The 18,274-nt window shown below is 67.5% G+C and carries 22 protein-coding genes and 1 pseudogene; 12 read left to right on the top strand and 11 right to left on the bottom strand.

Going from position 1 to position 18,274, the window contains the following annotated elements; translation table 11 throughout:
- Window positions 1-307: 307 nt before the first annotated feature.
- Complete coding sequence (locus tag ABEA81_RS40860; RefSeq protein WP_345613218.1) at window positions 308-763, bottom strand: Hsp20/alpha crystallin family protein; 456 nt, start codon at window positions 761-763, stop codon at window positions 308-310.
- A 329-nt stretch (window positions 764-1,092) separates the two neighbouring features.
- On the opposite strand from ABEA81_RS40860, the pseudogene groEL reads away from it, so the two are divergent.
- From groEL to ABEA81_RS40845, 3 genes and pseudogenes are all read left to right on the top strand, one after another.
- A pseudogene (gene groEL / locus ABEA81_RS40855) lies at window positions 1,093-1,292 on the top strand (chaperonin GroEL); the annotation flags it as partial.
- A gap of 173 nt (window positions 1,293-1,465) precedes the next feature.
- Window positions 1,466-1,951: a peptide-methionine (R)-S-oxide reductase MsrB gene (msrB, locus tag ABEA81_RS40850; protein WP_345613216.1), complete on the top strand. Its 486-nt coding sequence runs from the start codon at window positions 1,466-1,468 to the stop codon at window positions 1,949-1,951.
- Window positions 1,948-2,355 carry a hypothetical protein gene (locus ABEA81_RS40845; protein ID WP_345613214.1) on the top strand — a complete coding sequence of 136 codons (408 nt, stop codon included), beginning with the start codon at window positions 1,948-1,950 and terminating at the stop codon, window positions 2,353-2,355. Before msrB ends, ABEA81_RS40845 begins: the two co-directional genes overlap by 4 nt.
- A gap of 330 nt (window positions 2,356-2,685) precedes the next feature.
- On the opposite strand, the gene ABEA81_RS40840 is transcribed toward ABEA81_RS40845, so the two are convergent.
- Entirely contained in the window at window positions 2,686-3,342 is a 657-nt protein-coding gene (locus tag ABEA81_RS40840) for a TetR/AcrR family transcriptional regulator (protein WP_345613212.1), read from the bottom strand.
- 268 nt (window positions 3,343-3,610) lie between these two features.
- On the opposite strand from ABEA81_RS40840, the gene ABEA81_RS40835 reads away from it, so the two are divergent.
- A complete protein-coding gene (locus ABEA81_RS40835; RefSeq protein WP_345613210.1) occupies window positions 3,611-4,390 on the top strand; it encodes a TetR/AcrR family transcriptional regulator in 780 nt (259 codons plus the stop codon).
- Here the strand turns inward: ABEA81_RS40835 and ABEA81_RS40830 are convergent.
- Complete coding sequence (locus ABEA81_RS40830) at window positions 4,373-4,582, bottom strand: hypothetical protein (RefSeq protein ID WP_345613208.1); 210 nt, start codon at window positions 4,580-4,582, stop codon at window positions 4,373-4,375. The genes ABEA81_RS40835 and ABEA81_RS40830 overlap by 18 nt on opposite strands.
- A 247-nt stretch (window positions 4,583-4,829) precedes the next feature.
- Entirely contained in the window at window positions 4,830-5,546 is a 717-nt protein-coding gene (locus ABEA81_RS40825; protein ID WP_345613206.1) for an antibiotic biosynthesis monooxygenase family protein, read from the bottom strand.
- A gap of 834 nt (window positions 5,547-6,380) precedes the next feature.
- Here ABEA81_RS40825 and tal point away from each other — a divergent pair.
- From tal to ABEA81_RS40805, 4 genes are all read left to right on the top strand, one after another.
- Window positions 6,381-7,505, top strand: coding sequence for a transaldolase (gene tal / locus ABEA81_RS40820; protein WP_345613204.1), 1,125 nt, complete (start codon window positions 6,381-6,383; stop codon window positions 7,503-7,505).
- Window positions 7,506-7,576: 71 nt separating this feature from the next.
- Window positions 7,577-8,170 carry a Dps family protein gene (locus ABEA81_RS40815; RefSeq protein WP_345613202.1) on the top strand — a complete coding sequence of 198 codons (594 nt, stop codon included), beginning with the start codon at window positions 7,577-7,579 and terminating at the stop codon, window positions 8,168-8,170.
- Between the two features lie 86 nt (window positions 8,171-8,256).
- A complete protein-coding gene (gene ctaD, locus ABEA81_RS40810) occupies window positions 8,257-9,975 on the top strand; it encodes an aa3-type cytochrome oxidase subunit I (protein WP_345613200.1) in 1,719 nt (572 codons plus the stop codon).
- Window positions 9,976-10,077: 102 nt separating this feature from the next.
- Window positions 10,078-10,407, top strand: a complete 330-nt coding sequence (locus tag ABEA81_RS40805; protein ID WP_345613198.1) for a hypothetical protein — start codon at window positions 10,078-10,080, stop codon at window positions 10,405-10,407.
- On the opposite strand, the gene ABEA81_RS40800 is transcribed toward ABEA81_RS40805, so the two are convergent.
- From ABEA81_RS40800 to ABEA81_RS40770, 7 genes are all read right to left on the bottom strand, one after another.
- Entirely contained in the window at window positions 10,398-10,781 is a 384-nt protein-coding gene (locus ABEA81_RS40800) for a DNA-formamidopyrimidine glycosylase family protein (RefSeq protein WP_345613196.1), read from the bottom strand. The genes ABEA81_RS40805 and ABEA81_RS40800 overlap by 10 nt on opposite strands.
- A gap of 325 nt (window positions 10,782-11,106) precedes the next feature.
- The gene (locus ABEA81_RS40795) at window positions 11,107-11,568 is read right to left on the bottom strand and encodes a uracil-DNA glycosylase family protein (protein ID WP_345613220.1); all 462 of its coding nucleotides are present in this window, start codon (window positions 11,566-11,568) and stop codon (window positions 11,107-11,109) included.
- A gap of 190 nt (window positions 11,569-11,758) precedes the next feature.
- The gene (msrA, locus tag ABEA81_RS40790; RefSeq protein ID WP_345613194.1) at window positions 11,759-12,298 is read right to left on the bottom strand and encodes a peptide-methionine (S)-S-oxide reductase MsrA; all 540 of its coding nucleotides are present in this window, start codon (window positions 12,296-12,298) and stop codon (window positions 11,759-11,761) included.
- Between the two features lie 78 nt (window positions 12,299-12,376).
- Window positions 12,377-12,820, bottom strand: coding sequence for a DUF5709 domain-containing protein (locus ABEA81_RS40785; protein ID WP_345613192.1), 444 nt, complete (start codon window positions 12,818-12,820; stop codon window positions 12,377-12,379).
- 72 nt (window positions 12,821-12,892) lie between these two features.
- Window positions 12,893-13,615, bottom strand: a complete 723-nt coding sequence (locus ABEA81_RS40780; RefSeq protein WP_345613191.1) for an FAD-binding oxidoreductase — start codon at window positions 13,613-13,615, stop codon at window positions 12,893-12,895.
- On the bottom strand, window positions 13,615-14,223 hold the full coding sequence (locus tag ABEA81_RS40775) for a sulfite oxidase-like oxidoreductase (RefSeq protein WP_345613190.1): 609 nt from the start codon (window positions 14,221-14,223) through the stop codon (window positions 13,615-13,617). Before ABEA81_RS40775 ends, ABEA81_RS40780 begins: the two co-directional genes overlap by 1 nt.
- 122 nt (window positions 14,224-14,345) lie before the next feature.
- Entirely contained in the window at window positions 14,346-15,029 is a 684-nt protein-coding gene (locus tag ABEA81_RS40770) for a TetR/AcrR family transcriptional regulator (RefSeq protein WP_345613188.1), read from the bottom strand.
- A 354-nt stretch (window positions 15,030-15,383) separates the two neighbouring features.
- Here ABEA81_RS40770 and ABEA81_RS40765 point away from each other — a divergent pair, with 354 nt between their 5' ends.
- The 4 genes from ABEA81_RS40765 (at window position 15,384) to ABEA81_RS40750 (ending at window position 18,221) form a co-directional block, all read left to right on the top strand.
- Window positions 15,384-15,566, top strand: coding sequence for a hypothetical protein (locus ABEA81_RS40765; RefSeq protein ID WP_345613186.1), 183 nt, complete (start codon window positions 15,384-15,386; stop codon window positions 15,564-15,566).
- A 5-nt stretch (window positions 15,567-15,571) separates the two neighbouring features.
- Window positions 15,572-16,342: an SDR family NAD(P)-dependent oxidoreductase gene (locus tag ABEA81_RS40760; RefSeq protein ID WP_345613184.1), complete on the top strand. Its 771-nt coding sequence runs from the start codon at window positions 15,572-15,574 to the stop codon at window positions 16,340-16,342.
- 134 nt (window positions 16,343-16,476) lie between these two features.
- Window positions 16,477-17,397 carry a ferritin-like domain-containing protein gene (locus tag ABEA81_RS40755; protein ID WP_345613183.1) on the top strand — a complete coding sequence of 307 codons (921 nt, stop codon included), beginning with the start codon at window positions 16,477-16,479 and terminating at the stop codon, window positions 17,395-17,397.
- A 155-nt stretch (window positions 17,398-17,552) separates the two neighbouring features.
- A complete protein-coding gene (locus ABEA81_RS40750) occupies window positions 17,553-18,221 on the top strand; it encodes a DNA-3-methyladenine glycosylase family protein (RefSeq protein WP_345613181.1) in 669 nt (222 codons plus the stop codon).
- Window positions 18,222-18,274 lie beyond the last annotated feature (53 nt).

Raw genomic sequence — 18,274 nt, 5'->3', positions numbered from 1 at the left:
ACTTCTTCTCCAGCACGACGTTGCGGCCGCGCGGGCCGAGCGTCACCTTGACGGCGTCGGCGAGGGTGTTCATGCCACGCTCGAGCCCGCGGCGCGCCTCCTCGTCGAACGCGATCTGCTTCGCCATCGTTGCGGTTCTCCTTCACGGCCCAGGTGTTGATGTGGATGGACTGAATCGGCGCTCGCCGTCAGGCAGGGACTGCCCCGGAGCGATTCAGGCCACTTCCGCGCGACCTGCGGGGACAGGGACAAAGCCCTCGCCGCGTCCGTCACCCATCTCCGTTGACTGCACTCGATGAGAAGCGGATCACATGCGGTCGGCAGACGGACTTTCGACGCTGGCGCGTCCGTCGTCCGAGTTGCCGATGGCAATCCGTCGCGGCTTGGCCTTCTCCGCAACCGGGATCCGGAGGGTCAGCACGCCGGCCTCATACGTGGCCTCAATGCGCTCGGTGTCCAGGTTGTCCAGGAACAGCTGCCTGGAGAACGCTCCGCTCGGACGTTCGAAGATCTGCATCTCGACACCGTCGGCCACGGCGGCCGGACGCCGCTCGGCCCGAACCGTGAGCACGTTGTGCTCGACGTTGAGATCGATCTTCGCAGGGTCCACTCCCGGCAGATCGAAGTGGACCACGAACGTGTCGCCCTCGCGGTACGCGTCCATCGGCATGGGGGTTGGCCGTGACCAGGTACCTCGCGAGACGCCGGTCATCTGCTGGGCCAGTCGGTCAAGCTCTCGGAACGGGTCGGTGCGCATGAGCACTGCGATCACTCCTTGTCGAACGATGGCGCTCTGCGGCTCCTCGCTGTCGGGCGATCAGGCGAGCCTGCAAGTATGGACTATACGGTCCGAGTATTGAGGGTCCGGCGAGGGTCGGTCAAGGCGGTGGGCTGGGTGGCACGAGCGCGGCGCCGTGAAGGCCGGCCCGTACCCGGGTGGCCCGTGGAAGGGACGGCTCGCACGTCCGCCGACGCCGGGCCGGGCTTCGGCGACCGCGAAGGCGATGCTCGCCGACATGGCCATCCTGGCCCCGTGGCGAGGTCATCTCCGAGAAGGCGGCCCCCACGGTAGGAGGGCATCCTCGTCGATGTGGCGTGGCCCGGCTGCAGCCGGGTGCCGGGCTGTTCGAGGGCCTGGGCCTGGACGGTGACGAGGCCACCGGCGCGAACATCGTCAAGGTCGCGCTGGAGGCTCCGCTCGAGCAGATCGCGGTCAACGCCGGTCTCGAGGGGGTGTCGTGGTGGAGAAGGGCCGCGACCTCACCGCGGGCGAGGGCCTCGACGCCGCCACGGCCCGGAGCATATAGTCGGACTACTCGGTCCAATCAGGCTGACCCGTCGCGCCGCCACGTGGTTGCGTTCGAGGTTGGCGTGTAGGCCGCTCAGCGTGTTCGGCAACTGATCTCGGGCTGGGCGGGAGCAACCATCATCGCGGTGTCCACCGTAGAGACATGGAGGAGATGACTTGGAGCCGAAGTACGGCAAAACGCCGGAGGCTGTCGCCCGATTGACCTCTGAGCAGTTCCGGGTCACCCAAGAAGGCGCAACCGAACGGGCCTTCACCGGCGCATATTTGAACAACAAGGAACCGGGCATCTATGTGGATGTTGTTTCCGGTGAGCCGCTCTTTGCCTCTGTCGACAAGTATGACAGCGGTACGGGCTGGCCGAGCTTCACGAAGCCGATCGTCCAGGGCAATGTGGTGGAGCGGGATGACCGGAGCTACGGGATGCGCAGGGTCGAGGTTCGATCCGCTCATGCCGACAGTCATCTGGGGCACCTTTTCAATGACGGTCCGCTTGACCGGGGTGGGCGCCGCTACTGCCTCAACTCCGCCGCACTGCGGTTCGTGCCCCTCGCTGATCTGGAGCGCGAGGGGTACGGGGAGTACCGAGATCTCTTCGGTGCTGGAAAGGAAGGTGACGCCGCGGATCCGTCGACCAGTGCGTGAATTTCAGAACCACCTCGACGCCGGCCTGGTCGATTCCCGCCGTGAGGCCACCGACCGATGTGCGCGACCAGAAGGACGCACCAAGACGCGACCTCGGCCCGCGGTGCTGGGGACGCCGCGGCTTGCGGCTCGTCTCGGCGTACGTCGATCTGGCCCCGTGGAAGCACAAGCCTTGGCCCGAGGAAGCGGAGGAGCCGATGACCACCTGCCCGAACTGCAACGAGCCGATCCGTGACCCCACCGGCTACCAGGCGCTGCTCGCGTGCCTGGCCAAGGCTCGCGGCGCGGAGGACACGCCGCTCCAACGCCAGCTCCCGAACGGCGTCACGCCGTCCCCGACCCAGCTCGATGAGGAGCTGACCAAGCAGTACGATTGCCGCCCGAACCGGGCTGACCGGGTGTGACCGACCGAGCCGATGACGAGAGCGGGCAACTGCGGTCGCACATGATCGGTTCAAGCTGGTCGGGTGCCGCGGGATACGCCGAGCGAGCTCGTCGGGGAACTGCCGGCGACGGAGGAGACGGCGCGCAGGCGCATCTCTGATACCGGCCTCGAGCTCACGGCCCAGGCAGGGCGAACCGCTCAGCTCCGCCGCGTCAATGTCGGCCGGAACCTGACCCCTGGCGACGCGCGGTCGAAACTGACCGCCGTGGTTGTTCATGTGCCGTTGGTGGTGGCAGGGGGCACGCGGCCGGTCTCACCAGGTCGGTGCAGTGCCCCTGGAGTTGGATGATCAGCTGGCCGCCTCGGGTGCACGTTTCTCCTGTACCGCAAGCGCTTCCATGTTGCGGATTGCGAGGTCGAGCGCCAGCGCCATCGGCTGCGCGCTCCGTGCGGCCTGCGAGAGGAGGTAGCCGCCCTGGTAGGCCGCCATGATGCCGGTGGCGAGTTCGGCAGGGTCGGCGCTTGCGTCGACCTGGCCGCGCTCCTGCATCCGGCGGATGCCCGCGGCGAGGTACGACTCCCAGTGCTGGAACGTAGCGTTGATCAAAATGCGAGCCGGTTCGGACCGGTCTGTCAGTTCACTCGCCAGCGAGCCGATCTCGCAGCCGTGTGCTCCGTGGCGCTCGTCGATGAAGCGAACGATCGCATCACGCCAACGCCGCAGACCCTGCAGTGAGCTGAGTTGCTCCAGGTGCGGTTCCTGTCGCTCCATCACACGCGCGGCTTGCATTTTGATCACCGCAGTGACCAGGGCGTCCTTGTCTTCGAAGTAGTGGTAGAGCTGTGACTTGCTGGTACCGGACGCCTCGACCACCTGATCCATGGTCGTGCCGGCGACGCCGTTGGCGTGCATGAGATCAGCCGCGGCTCGGACGATGCGGTCGCGCGTCAGGGCGCCGCGGGCGGTCAGGCGCCGCGCGGGAGGCTCGGCTCCGGCACTCGTCACGGACGCGATCCTAGCCTGAGGACGTGATGTTGAACGTCTGAACTGGACATTGCGGACTGCTTAGTCTAGCCGGCTTGGTGTGCGACGCGATGCCTGCGGCAGGTGTGGCGCACGATGGCCGGGGATCCATCGTTCTGCAGGACTTTGGCCCTCCTGTGGTGGCCGGGGAGGCGTCGGGGGGCAGCACGAGCGCGCTCGTTGTTCGCCTTCGGCCTGCGATGCGACAGGCAGAATGGACCAACTGGTTCGGGTTCGTTAGCATCTGAGCGTGTCGAGAGAGGAACTCGCGGAGTCAGCCTCGGGCCGGGCCGGTTGGGATTCGGCCACGCGGGACCGGATCGTTCGGGGCGCCGCCGAGCTCGTCGTCCGGCTCGGCGTCGCAGGGGCGAGCATCGAACGGGTCCGTGCGGCGTCGGGTGTCAGCCGCTCGCAGGTCTGTCGCTATTTCCCGACCAAGGAAGCGTTGATCGACGCTGTCGTGGACTTCCAGATCGCTGCGGTGCTCGCCCGGCAATGCTCGTGGCTTGCGAGGCTGGAGTCTCTGGCCGATCTGCAGGAATGGGCGGGCGACGTGGTCGAGTTCAACCGCGTGCGGAACGGTGCGCGTGGGTGCCCGCTCGGGTCGCTGGTGAGCCAGTTGGCAGAGCAGTCCGGCCCCATGCGGGCCAAGCTCGATCATGCGTTCCAAACCTGGCAGTCGTACTTGGCGGCGGGGCTCGGCCGAATGCGGGATCGTGGAGAGCTCAATTCCGAGGCCGATGTGGCCGAGCTGGCCACCGGGGTCGTGGCGGCCCTTCAGGGCGGGCTGATCCTGGCTCAGGCCGCTCGGAGCGAGAATCCGCTGCGGGCAGCCCTCGACCTCGCCGTCGGCAGGGTCGCACTCGCCGCCCACTCGGCACGACCGGTGGCCCCAGCTCAGGTTCATGGAACTTCGGAGACCGGAGCTGAAGTGAGCACCGGTCCGCAATCCGGTTCAGCACCGCCCAGCCGCACGTGTCCGGGGAAGCCCGAAAGACGAGCAGACCGCCCATCAGATTCGAACGGATGAGCGGATGAACGGTGTGCCGGCTTCCGGAATACGCGACTCGATGCCACGGACAACGAACGACTCCGAGATCTGGCCGCGGCCGGCGCCTTCGGCTACACCGCCGAGTTGAAGCTGGATCGCGATCTGGCTCGACTGCTGCGGCTGCGCGTTGCCCAGCTCAACAATTGTCCGGACCGCCTGGTGGTCCACCATGCCGCCGCCCGGGACTCCGTTGCCGGCCTCCGACCGCCACAACCGCGTGGGCCGGCGAGCCGGCGGTGAATGCGAGCCCGGTCAGCGCCGGCCCGGCGCGGCTGCGTGCGCGAACAGGGCAGCGAGCCCGCCGAGCGCCCTGAGCGGCGTGGACGGTTCGGTTCCAGCGTCCGGCCTTGTAGGTCCGGTAGGCGTCGCAAACGCCGACCAGCAGTCGGTCGAGTCCTTCTCCAGCGCCTCACCCCAGTCAGGTCGGGTGGTCCGGATAGTACTGAGGCGCCTCGCGGCGGTCGTACATGCTGTAGAAACGGATGATTCGAATCCGGCGCAGGCGTGTGCCGTCGGGGAATGTCGCCGTCGTTTCGAATGCCTCGGCGGCGGCCTGGTCGTGCCACACGGTCCGCATGAGGAAGTGGCCGGGCCTCATCGCCGCCTCGTAGATGTCCCAGGACGTCAGACCGTCGGCGTTGAGGTCGAGACCGAGGTGCGAGGCCATCTCGACCGGATCGTGTGCGGTGGGGACGGGGGTTGCCTGCGACGTGTCGACAAGTACAGCCGTGTTCCCCGCACCGGCGACAGTCTCGTCGAGTCTCTGCTCGCTGAGCATGCAGCCGTCCGGTAGATCCGTGTCGTGCGTCAGCTGGCCGATTCGCAGGGTGTAGTCGATGAAGACCTCGTCGCGCCCCTTCGCCTGGGCCACCTGGTGCTTCGGGTGCGTGCGCCACCTGACCAGTGCTTTCTCATCTCTCCAGATCGAGAGTGAAAGGACCCAGCCTACTCGGCTCAAGCACTGGTAGTAGTCGTCGTCAACGAACCCGGGGATCTGTAGAAGATTGGTGCCGAGCAGCGTCGCCAACTCGAGATAGGTATCCCTACGGCTGGGCTGCGGGTGAGCCTCGAACATCACTGCGAACATGCTCCTCCTCAATGGTGAAAGCTCGTCCTCGGTCGTCGGCTTGGGCACTGGCCCGATAGAGGCGCCCACGTCCCGGGGGAGCTGGGTGTCCGATCGCACCCTCCGCGTCCCCGATCTGTGGCATGCCCTACTACGGAGGACGTGAAATGCGCGCTCGGCCTGCCGAGGGCTTTGTGCCTTATGTCGGATTGAACGGGCGAAGGTAACGGCGACCCGGCTCCGGTCAATTTCAGATCGTACCGATTGCCTCCAATGTGGAGCGACGGCAGGCGGGGTGGGTGTCCGGGCAAGCGGCGAGGAGGGTCACGCGTTGCGGTGGCCTCCGCGCGGCTCGGATGGCGGGTCGGGGACCAGTCGGGGACCTACCCGGGCGCCGGCGAACCGAGGCGCCAAATCCGCACCTCCGGCCGATTCGTTGGTGCTAGGCAGTCCATGCTCAAGGTGCGCTCCGGCATGGATGGGGGGAGTGCGGGCAGTGCGGCGGACGATCGAACGCAGCATCGCCGGCCCGTCACGGCATGTCCGGCTCCCTGTCGTTGCTGGGAGCACCTTCCCTCGATCGATAAGTTACTGCAGGTAGATGCCTTGCTGTCCCACCATCGGGATGGCTCGCACGTCGACTGAGCGACGAGCGAGCCGATGTGGTGCGCGCCACTTGGTGCCCCTCCTGTGTGTCGCCTGCTAGATGTCGTAGACTGGAACAGTCAGTCTAGTTTCGACGCTAGACGTCCTGTGAAGCCCTGATCTCGCCTGGCTCGTCCGACGGAGCACAGGGTCATGCGCTCGGGGGCGTGCCGAGCCCAGCCGAACGGCAGGGCAGAGCTCGGCGCCCCGAGAGGCGCTGGACAGGTGGTCACCGGGCGAGTCCAGAGAGGAATCCACGTGGCAGACGACCGACTGGCTGCCCTCACCGCGGCGGGTGTCTCGATCTGGCTCGATGACCTGTCGCGTGGTCGCCTGGTCAGCGGCGATCTCCGGCGACTCATCGACGACAAGCACGTCGTCGGCGTCACCAGCAACCCGACCACCTTCGCGGCTGCGCTCGCGCACGGCGAGGTCTACACGCCACAGATCCGGGAGCTCGCACGGCGCGGAGCGACGGTCGAAGAGGCCGTTCGAATGCTCACGGTCGTGGACGCTCAGGAGGCCTGCGATCTGTTCCGCGGCGCCTGGGAGGCGAGCGACGGCGTGGACGGGCGAGTGTCACTCGAGGTCAACCCCGAACTGGCCGGGAACTGTGAAGCAACCGTCCTCGAGGCCGTGAGCCTCATGCGAGCGGTCGGCCGCCCCAACCTCTACGTGAAGATCCCTGCGACGAGGGCGAGCCTGCCGGCCGTCACGGAAGCCCTCGCGCTCGGTGTGGACATCAACGTCACGCTCATCTTCTCGGTGGAGCGGTACCGGGAGGTCATGGCGGCGTACCTCGCGGGCCTCGAGCGGGCACTCGACGCCGGCGTGCCCCTGTCGGGAGTCCACTCGGTCGCGAGCTTCTTCGTCTCGCGCGTCGACGCGGAGGTGGACAAGCGCCTCGAGGAGATCGGATCGGATGACGCGCTCGCGTTGCGGGGCATGGCGGGTCTCGCGAACTCGAGACTTGCCCATCAAGCGTTCCGGGAGACGTTCGCCGGCCCGCGCTGGGAGCGCCTCGTGGCAAAGGGGGCCCGCGTTCAGCGGCCGCTGTGGGCCTCGACGGGCGTGAAGAACCCGGCCTACCCGGACACGATGTACGTCACCGGGCTCGCGGTGCCCGGAACCGTGAACACGATGCCGGAGGCGACGCTGAGCGCCTTCGCCGATCACGGCTCACTGCGCAGAGCGGACAACGGCGAGGCCGTTACCGGCCGTGCCGCGGAGGCCCGTGAGGTGATCGACGCGATAGCGGCCACAGGCGTCGATCTCGCAGGAGCCTTCACCGTCCTGGAACGTGACGGCGTTGATCGGTTCATCCGCTCCTGGGTGGAGCTGCACGAGACCGTCGGGCGGTCCATGGAGGCAGCGACCGGGTGACGGCCACCGCCGCTGTGCGCAGGTGGCTGCAGATTTCCGTACGAAACCATGAACGTGGAGGAGGTCCATCGATGACTGCAACCCAGGACGGAACGGATCGCGTCTCGCCGTCGAGCCAGCCATGGCTGCATCAGCACGCGGGAGGAGAGATCCAGAAGTTCGGGACGGTGAAGCAGTTCCCCGTCGGACTGTCGTATGACGCGCGCATGTACGCGGGTCAGGTGCTGAACCGGACATTGGCGGACACCCAGATCCTGTACGCGCTCTACAAGAAGAGCCACTGGAATGTCCGCGGTGCGACCTTCTACCAGCTCCACCTCCTGCTCGACAAGCACGCTGACGAGCAGCTCGCTCTCATCGACGCGATCGCGGAACGCATCCAGAGTCTGGGCGCCGTGGCGGTGGGCGATCCCCGCCACGCGGCGGAGCTCAGCAGCATTCCACGACCGCCGGACGGGGTCGAGCAGGTTCCGGCGATGCTCTCCCGGTTGCTCGACGCGCATGAACGCATCTTGATCGACGCCCACAAGGCTGCTGCCAAGAGCGCGGAACTGGGCGACGACGGAACCAACGACCTGCTCGTCTCACAGGTCATCCGAACCGGAGAGCTGCACTGCTGGTTCCTGGCCGAGCATCTGGTCGACACGCCTCTCGTCCGTATCTGACGATCCAGCGCGCGTACGGCGCCGGCCCGCGGCGTCGTTGAGGCCGCCATCCCTCGAATCCGCACCATCTCTCCTGTGAAGGCGTCATGACACAGCTCGCCCCAGTCCCGGCGGTCCAGCCGAACGTGAGCCGCCGTTCGGCGAAGGGCTCGGTGTTCCTCAAGATGCTGCGGACCACCGACCCCAAGGACATCGCCATCCTGTACCTGGTCACGTCGTTCGGGTTCTTCCTCGTCGGCGGCGTGATGGCGCTGCTGATCCGGGGCGAGCTGGCGGTGCCAGGCCTGCAGTTCCTGTCCACCGAGCAGTACAACCAGCTGTTCACCATGCACGGCACGGCGATGCTGCTGATGTACGCGACCCCGATCCTGTTCGGGTTCGCGAACTACATCGTGCCGCTGCAGATCGGCGCTCCGGACGTCGCCTTCCCCCGGCTGAACGCCTTCTCGTACTGGCTGTTCCTGTTCGGCAGCCTGGTCGTCCTGTCCGGGTTCCTCACACCCGGCGGGCCGGCAGAATTCGGTTGGTTCTCCTACGCGCCACTGCATTCGGCGCAGTATTCCCCGGGAGCGGGTGGCGATCTGTGGGTCGCCGGTCTGATCGTGTCCGGTCTCGGCACGATCCTCGGTGCCGTCAACTTCATCACCACGATCGTCTGCCTGCGCGCCCCCGGCATGACGATGTTCCGGATGCCGATCTTCACCTGGAACATCCTCGTGACGGCGATCCTGATCCTGATCGCCTTCCCGGTGCTCACCGCCGGCCTGTTCGGGATACTCGCGGACCGGCACTTCGGTGCGCATGCGTTCGACCCAGCGAACGGCGGCGCGATCCTCTGGCAGCACCTGTTCTGGTTCTTCGGCCACCCCGAGGTGTACATCATCGCGATCCCGTTCTTCGGCATCGTCTCGGAAGTCCTCCCGGTGTTCAGCCGCAAGCCCGTGTTCGGCTACAAGGGCCTGGTCTACGCGACGATCGCGATCGGAGCGCTCTCCGTCGCGGTGTGGGCGCATCATCTCTATGCCACCGGTGCGGTCCTGCTGGCGTTCTTCTCGTTCACCACGTTCTTGATCGCGGTGCCCACCGGCGTCAAGTTCGTGAACTGGATCGGGACGATGTGGAGGGGCCATCTGACCTTCGAGACTCCGATGTTGTTCAGCGTCGGATTCTTGGCCACGTTCCTGCTCGGCGGCCTGACCGGCATCCTGCTGGCCTCGCCGCCGCTGGACTTCCACGTCTCGGACACGTACTTCGTGGTGGCGCACTTCCACTACGTGCTGTTCGGCACGATCGTGTTCGCCACCTACGCCGGCATCTACTTCTGGTTCCCGAAGATGACCGGCCGGATGCTGGACGAGACCCTTGGCAAGGTCCACTTCTGGCTCACGTTCGTCGGGTTCCACACGACGTTCCTGGTGCAGCACTGGCTGGGCAACGAGGGCATGCCGCGCCGCTACGCCGACTACCTGCCGACCGACGGGTTCACGGTGCTGAACGCGATCTCCTCGATCGGGGCGTTCGTGCTGGGGGCGTCCACGCTGCCGTTCATCTGGAACGTGTTCAAGAGCTACCGCTACGGCCGGGTGGTCACGGTGGACGACCCGTGGGGCTTCGGCAACTCCCTGGAGTGGGCCACGTCCTGCCCGCCGCCGCGGCACAACTTCACCGAGCTGCCCCGGATCCGGTCGGAGCGCCCGGCGTTCGAGCTGCACTACCCGCACCTGGTGGAGCGGTCCCGGGCGGAGGCCCACGTCGGCGGTCGCGGCCACGCAGAGCTGCCCGCGGCCCGCCCCCACGTCGGCTGAACAGTCTCCCCGTTGGGCAACCACACGACAGACGGCTCACGTGTCGTCCGGGCGCTACGCGCGGTCGGTCGGTGCGGGGGACGCAATCCTGAGGAGGACCTCATGGCCAGCTCGCTGAGCGACATCCAGGTCTCGGACGGCGACGCCGTGGCAACCGAGCACATTCCTACGGCGCTGACCGCAGGCGGGCTCGTGTACGACGACGGCGCCACCCAGATCTTCGAACCCGCCGGCGCCACCATCTACGTCGAGCGGGGCCGGCCGACCGAGGGCGAATGGTATCTCGACGACGACGGCCGCTTCTGCTCGTTCTGGCCTCCGAGCTATCGGGCGTGCTACGACCTGCGCTGGATCGTCGAGGACGGCAGAATCGTTGGGCTCCGATTTACCGAGCTCGGCGGCGGCTCCGGCTTCAATGGTCGTTACCGGTAAACCGTCGTCGAACGTGAGGCAGAAGCGGGGACCACCGGCAGTCGCCCGGTGTGCGGCAGCCCTCCCAGTAGTCGTCGCCGTCGATCTCGGTGTCGTCGGCGTCGGCGATGATGATCTTCCCGGACATTCCCAGGTGAATCCGGAGTGGTGCTGCTCGGCTGCCGACCCGTCCACGGGGGACGTGGTGCAGCAGAGGGCTCGCCGAGGCGGCATGCCCTGACGAGGCGGCGCCCGACGAGCGCGTCGCGAATCTGGCCCGGCGGGTGCGGTCGGCAGACGTAGGAGCCGCTGTCGTCGACCGTGGCAATGCAGCGGCCCAGCGCCGCCCGCTCGATGACGGTCCTGGCCGACTCCACCTCCGGCAGCTCGGGCATGGGCCTGCCGCTCGCTGCGAGGAAGGGCTTCCAACGTCACGCCCTCACATGTCGAGAACCAGGCCGCCCGCCGACCGCGCACAGCACACGAGCACCCTCACCTTCAGTGAGCGGCTCGAGGGATCGATGCGACCGCGGGGGGGATTGGCGAGACGCGCCGCCCGCCAGTTGCGTCAGGGGTGATCGCGGCGAGCACGCCCAACGTCTCGGAGCGGATGCGGCCGCTGGGGTGACCGAACGCGGCGAGGGCGCCGTGTCGGGCAGGCCTGCGCCGCCGACCTGGCCCTTGACCGACACGTGCGCGGCCATGGGGGATCTGGTCCTCTCAGACTCCGGCTTCCCGGTCGGCCGGATCGATGTCCGGCTGGAGGACCGCGTGCACGCGGGCGCGCAGCGCCGGGATGGCCTCTTCGGCGAACCACGGGTTGCGGGTCTGCCAGCGGAAGTTCAGTGGTGAGGGGTGGACGAGGGGCATGCGGTCGGGGAGGTGGTCGCGGAACGCCCGGACTGTGTCGGTGAGGTTCGCTCCGGCGGACTCGGGCAGGTGGTGCTTCTGGGCGTGGCGGCCGATCAGCACGGTGAGCCGGACGTGCGGGAGCTCGGCGAGGAGTCGTGGATGCCAGCGTGGTGCGACGTCGGGGCGCGGCGGCAGGTCACCGTGGGCGGCCTTGCCCGGGTAGTAGAAGTCCATCGGCAGGATCGCGAACAGTGTCGGGTCGTAGAACTGGTCGTCGGTGACGTCGAGCCAGCGCCGCAGCGTCACGCCGCTCGGGTCGTTCCAGGGGATCCCGCTGCGCTGCGCGCGTATCCCCGGGGCCTGCCCGATGAGGACGATCCGGGCGGCCGGGTGCGCGGTGTAGATCGGCTGCAGGCCGGCGGCGGTGGCGTCCCGGTTGGCCGGGTCGGCGATGATCTCCTCGCGGATCCGCTGCAGCGTGGGACTCTCCCCGTTGCCGATCCGTCCATGGTGGCGATCGTCAGGTCAGCTGGGACGACGGCCGCGACGCGACGTCACCGCGCCGCGGCAGCACCCACCCCGGGCGTGGGAAGTGGCAGGTGTAGCCGTGGGGGTAGCGCAGCAGGTAGTCCTGGTGTTCGGGCTCGGCCTCCCAGAACGGGCCGGCCGGCGTGACCTCGGTGACGACCTTGCCCGGCCACAGGCCGGAGGCGTCGACATCGGCGATCGTGTCCTCGGCGATCCGGCGCTGTTCGTCGTCGAGGTAGAAGATCGCTGATCGGTAGGACGTGCCCACGTCGTTGCCCTGCCGGTTCGTCGTGCTGGGGTCGTGGATCTGGAAGAAGAACTCCAGCAGGTCGCGGTAGGTGGTGGCGGCCGGGTCGTAGATGATCTCGATGGCCTCGGCGTGTGAGCCGTGGTTGCGGTAGGTGGCGTTGGGGGTGTCGCCGCCGGTGTAGCCCACGCGGGTGGACAAGACACCGGGGCGGGAGCGGATGAGGTCCTGCATCCCCCAGAAGCAGCCTCCGGCGAGGACTGCTCGCAGCGGCTCGGTCATCATCGGGTTCCTTCCTCCGCGCGGCCGGACCCCGCGGGCGAGAGCCCGCTGGCCGCGGTCGGCGCGGCGTGTCGGTGGTGCTCAGGCATCGTCGGGATCGCGCACGATGTGAACGGCTGCTTCTTCGGCGCTGGCGGCCCCGCCATCCCTCCCGACGTCGACGGCGTTCAGGTAGGCGAAGTCGTCCCACTCGCCGGCGGCCTCGACGTCGACGAGGCGTCCGGAGCGGGTGGCGCCGACTTCGTCGTCGTACAGCTCGCCGTCGGTGCCGGTGGTGTCGCCGAGTCCGTCCCCGTCGTCGGTGTCGCTGATGTCGGGCAGTTCGCGGGCCAGGCGGCCGTCGAGGTTCTCGTGTTCGTGTGCTTCCCGAGCCGTGACGCCGTAGTGCTCGCGTTCCCACGGTCTTTCGGGCACCGTGTAGCCCTCGTCGAGCACATCGACCCCGCGCCCTTCGAGGGTCTCGTCATCCTCGAGCAGGCCGTTGTCGATGTCGACCCCCTCCACGCCGTCGCTGTCATCACCCATGTCATCCTCCTGCCACCGCGCCGGCCCGGCGGGCGGATCGGCATACCGTGTCGTGCCGGAACACCCGGCCGATCATCCCGAGAATCCGAACCGCTCGACCCTGATCCGTTCGGTGGGCACACCAGCGGCCGCGACCAGTCGGGTGGCGGCATCGCAGAAGGCAGTGGACCCGCAGACGTAAACATCACGGTCTCCGTCCAGGGCTGTAGCGAGGTCCCGTGTCATGAGACGACCGGGTGGCCGAACATGCCCGTCGGGGACGGCGCGCGTGAAGACGATCGAGGTGTCAGGTCCCTGGATCTCGGCGGAGTAGTACAGGTCCTCGGGTCTGCGCACCGAGACGACGACGCGGAACAGGTCTGGCTGGTCGAGCTTGCGGGCGTGGCGCAGCATCGACATCAGGGGCACGACCCCGGACCCGCCGCCCACTCCGAGTGCGGGTTGGAGGTTCCAGGCGAAGTGGCCGCCGATGGGTCCCCGCACGTCGAGGGTGTCTCCCACCTCGACGGCCTCGTTGAGGAAGCCCGACACCTCACCGCCCTGCAGGATCTCGACGGTGAGATCGAGCTCCGCCGAGTTCGACGGTGCGCTGGCGATCGAGTACGACCGCTGCGCCCGGTACCCGTCGGGTGCGGTCAGGCGCACGACGAAGTGTTGGCCGGGCCAGAACGAGCACGGTTGGGGCAGCGTGAGGGTGAAGGTCTTCGCCGTGGGGGTCTCCTGGCGGATGCAGGTCACCGTGGCGGTCTGCCACGGTCCCGGGTGGGGCGGCCCTCCAGAAACGCTGGTGGTCATCAGTCCCCCTGGTAGCGCTGCTCGAGCCACGGGTCACCTCTGTCGTGGTAGCCGCGCACCTCCCAGAAGCCCTGCTGGTCCTCGGCGAGCAAGGTCAGACCCGACACCCACTTCGCGCTCTTCCAGAAGTACAGGTGCGGCACGAGCAGCCGGGCCGGGCCGCCGTGGATGCTGCTCAACGGGGCACCGTTGACGTCCCACACGACCCAGGCCTTGCCGCCGGTGAGGTCCTCGAGCCGGAGGTTGGTGGTGTAACCGGTGTGGGATCTTGCCAACGCGAACGCTGCGTCCTCACCAACCCCCGCGGCGTCGAGGAGGGTGTCGACGGACACGCCGTCGAACCGCATGCCGAACTTCGACCACGTGGTCACACAGTGGATGGCGCCCTCGTACCGGGAGGCCGGCAACGCATGGATCTCATCCCAGCTCCAACGAACCGGCTTGTCGACCAGACCGTCGATCTCGAAGCTCCACCTGGCAGTGTCGATGCTCGGCGTGGGCTCGGCATGTAGGACCGGCCAGTTCGCACCCGCGTCGTACTGGCCGGGAGGCAGCAACGGGTCGCGCGCGCCACGGCTGCGACCAGTAAATCCCCTCGTCAACGCCATCTGATAATCCCTGTCGATCGTCGCCGACGCTCGGAGGACAGGCCCCCGCGTCGGGCAAGAAGGCCGGCTGTGGCCTGGACGGACCGAATATGGGGGCCGCACTACTGGACTGTCAAGTCCGACTACGTCACGGCAGTCCGAGCCTGAACGGGGTCAGCTGCCGCCCCGGCGCGATCGCCGCCCAGCCGCCGAGCTTCGATGCTGTCGAGCGCGAGGTCCAGCGCCATCGCCATCGGACGCGAGCTGCGGGCCGCCTGGGAGAGCAGGTAACCGCCCTGGTAAGCGGCCATCAGGCCAATGGCCAGCTCGCCCGGGTCGGCCCCGTCGTCAAGCTCGCCCCGATCCTGCATCCGCCTCAGTCCGGCCGCGAGATAGGACTCCCACGTCCGGAACGCGGCCTGGATCAGAATCCTGGCCGGCTCCGACCGGTCCGCGAGCTCACTCGACAGCGAACCGACAGCGCACCCGTTGGCGCCCCGAGCATCCTCGACGAACCACACGACAGCGTCGCGCCACCGTCGCAGATCAGCGACCGACGCCAGCCGCTCGAGGTAGGGCTCCTGGAACTCCAGCACCCGCGCGACCTGCAACTTGATGACCGCGGCGACCAGCGCGTCCTTGTCGGCGAAGTAGTGGTAGAGCTGCGACTTGCTCGTGCGCGACGCGTCGACCACCTGGTCCATGGTGGTGCCGGCAACGCCTGCGGCATGCATGAGATCCGCGGCGGCTCGGACGATGCGGTCCCGAGTCACCGCTCCACGCGCAGTCAGGCGCCGTACGGGAGACTGGGCTCCGACGCTGGTCACGGTTTCATGCTAGTCCGACCAACCCTGAAAGTAGTACTTGACAGTCCACTTCCAGTCCCACATAGTTCCCACGGCCGGTCCAACCCGGGTGTGCCGAGGAGTCGAGTCCCGGCCCGACGGACGACGCCCGGGCCAGGTCCGTCCAACCAGGGTCTGGCCGGTCCCGACGCGCGCAGCAGGAGACCCGATGGACGGCGTGATTGATGAGGGCGGACTCGGCGAACTCCTGGTGGCGTCCAGTGACCCGCAGCCCGACGCGATCAAGGACGCGGAGCCGGCCTCGCTGACGATGTCGAGGCGGTACCGGAGGTCCAGTCTGATCGGCAGCGGTCGGGCGCGTGCCGGGTTGCCGGTGTGGCCGCCCTCGCGGGGGCGGTGACCCAGACGTCCACGCTCGAGCCGAGCCAGTGCACCGCGAAGCTGCTGAGCCTGCTCGACGACGCGGTGGCCGCCCTTGCACCGGTGATCCTGCGGCCGGCCGGCCCCGGCCACCGGCATGCACGAAATCGAAAGTGTTCATACCTGAATGGAGAGTGACCCGCGTGGCCACGGACTTCGAAGGCAAGAAGATCGCCGTGATCGGCGGCACCAGCGGCATCGGCTTCAAGACCGCCGAGGACGTGATCGCTGTGGGCGGCAGTGCGGTGATCGTCGGCCGCCCAGGTCGCAAACTGGATGACGCTGTGGCAAGCCTGTCGGGCTCCGGCAGCGCGTGGTCGATCGCGGCCGACCTGACGGACTGGGACCAGGTCGTCGAGGCGCAGAAGCAACTGGCGGAGAACCACTCCGACACCACCCTCCTCGTCAACTCGGCCGGGCTCGTCCGGCTCGCGACCTTCGTCGACCACCAGCTCGCCGACTACGACTCCTATCACGACCTCAATCGGGCGACCTTCTTCCTGACCCAGACCGTCGTCCGAGGCATGATCGCCGGCGGTCAGGGCGGCGCGATCGTGAACGTCGGCGCCATGTGGGCGCACCAAGCCCTCGCCGCGACACCGTCGTCGGCGTTCTCGATGGCCAAGGCGGGCCTGCACGCGCTCACACACAACCTCGCCATCGAACTCGCCGGCGAGGGCATCCGGGTGAACGCGGTGGCTCCCGCCGTCACCGACACGCCCCATTTCGACTGGCTTCCCGCGGATCAGCGGGAAGCCACGCTGCAGCAGATGGCCGGCCTGCACCCGCTCGGCCGGGTCGGCACCGCCCAGGACTTGGCCTCCGCGATCACCTTCCTCCTGTCGCCGGCCTCGAGCTGGATCACAGGCGCCATCCTCAACGTCGACGGTGGGGTCATGGCAGGCCGCAACTAGTGGTGGTCCTCACGGGACGACGGCACGCATCTCGACGGCCCAGCTTCCCGCTCGGCGAGCCGGTCGAAACACGCGAGATCACGGCGGTTCGCCGATAGCGGCGACCGCCATCATCGAACAGCACAGGAGTCAGGATGTCTGGGAACCGCTTCATCGACGACGCAATCAACCGCAGCGCGGAAACCGCCGAAGATCGCGCCAAGCTCACCGGTATGGTCGCCGAAGCCGCCACCGGCGCACCGACGACCATGACCGGAGAAGACGGGCCGAGTGACGGTTCGATCCTGAACTTCGCCCTCAACCTGGAGTACCTCGAAGCCGAGTTCTACCTGCGCGGCGCGACGGGTGAGGGCCTGCCCGACGACATGGTGGGCGGGACGGGGAACCCGGGCGGGGTATCCGGCGGCCGCCAGGTCGACTTCCGCAGTCCGCTGATCAAGAACATCGCCCGCGAGATCGCCATGGACGAGCGAGCCCATGTTGCGTTCCTCCGCAACGCACTCGGTGCCGCAGCCGCTGCGCGTCCACGCATCTCCCTTGACCGCAGCTTTACCGCCGCGGCGACCGCGGCTGGATTGATCAAGCCCGGGGAGGTCTTCGACGCGTATGCGAACGAGCGCAACTTCCTCTTTGCGGCGTTCCTCTTCGAAGATGTCGGAGTCACTGCTTTCAAGGGGGCGGCGCCGTTCATCTCCAACAAGACTTACCTGGACGCGGCGGCCGGTCTACTGGCTACCGAGGCCTACCACGCCGGCGTGGTACGGGCCACGCTGTTCAGTGAGGGGCTCGTGGATGACTCGGTGTTCGACGTCGTGCACAAGATTTCTGCGGTTCGCAACGCGGTGAGCGGGCCTGCTGATGATGATCAGGATCTGGGCACGAAGGAGGTGGCCAACCTGGTTCCCACCGATGAGTACGGCCGTGCATTCGGCAGGAATGTGATGGAGATCCTCAACATCGTCTACCTTGATCCCCAAGCGGGTTCCTCCGGCGGCTTCTACCCGGATGGGCTCAACGGGGACATCGTCCAGGGTACCGGGTCGGCTGCTGGATAGATTCTGCCTCCGCCATCCAGTCATGCCGACGGCCGCGGTGGGGCCGCTGCAGCGGTGAGTCGAGGTCATTACCGCGGCGCACCGGTCGCGCGCGCGTCCTGTCTCGACACAATTTGCATATGGACTGTCTAGGCCGCTTTTGCGACGCTTGTGGGGTGACCACGACTCGCATGGGGAAGCACGCGACCGAGGAACAGCGCGCCGCATCGGAGTACTTGGGCTCGCTCGACGACTCACTTGCACCGTGGGTGCGGTCGACAGGGCCGATTGATGCCTACGAGATGCACCTCCCCGTGAAGGTCCGCAGTCCGGTCGAATGGTTCTCCTTCGCCATAGCTTCGCGCCAGCTCAGCAGGGCGGCAGCCACCGCGATCTACAACCGGCTTGTCGCACAACTGGGCGGCTCCATCACGGCCGAACGCGTCATCGCGACCGATGAGCAGACCATGCGCCGCGTCGGCTTGTCCCACCCGAAGGCCAGGGCGATCCGCGGACTTGCCGAACTCGCCGACGACGGCTTACTGGAACAGGACAAACTCGCGGCGATGTTGGACGCCGAGATTCAAACCGAACTCGTGGCCGTGCCGGGAATAGGCCCATCGTCAGCGCAGATGTTCATGATGCGGTACCTGCACAGGTCGGACATCTTCCCGGCGAGCGACCTCGGCGTGCGTGCGGCGGTGACCGAACTCGACGGACTGGGCAAGAGGATCACGCCGAAGGCGGTGGAGCAACGCAGTGCGCTGTGGCGACCGTACCGTTCGTATGCGACGTCGTACTTGTGGGGCTATACATGGGAGCTTCATCATCCCGCCGCTGGATGAAAGGGCGGGGCGGTCTCGTGGTTGCCGAGGAGAGGTCGGTCGGAGAACGCCGC

Source organism: Pseudonocardia adelaidensis, assembly GCF_039543345.1.
Classification (GTDB): Bacteria; Actinomycetota; Actinomycetes; order Mycobacteriales; family Pseudonocardiaceae; genus Pseudonocardia; species Pseudonocardia adelaidensis.
The sequence above is the reverse complement of the archived record's forward strand: the minus strand, read 5'-3'. Positions and strand labels throughout refer to the sequence as shown.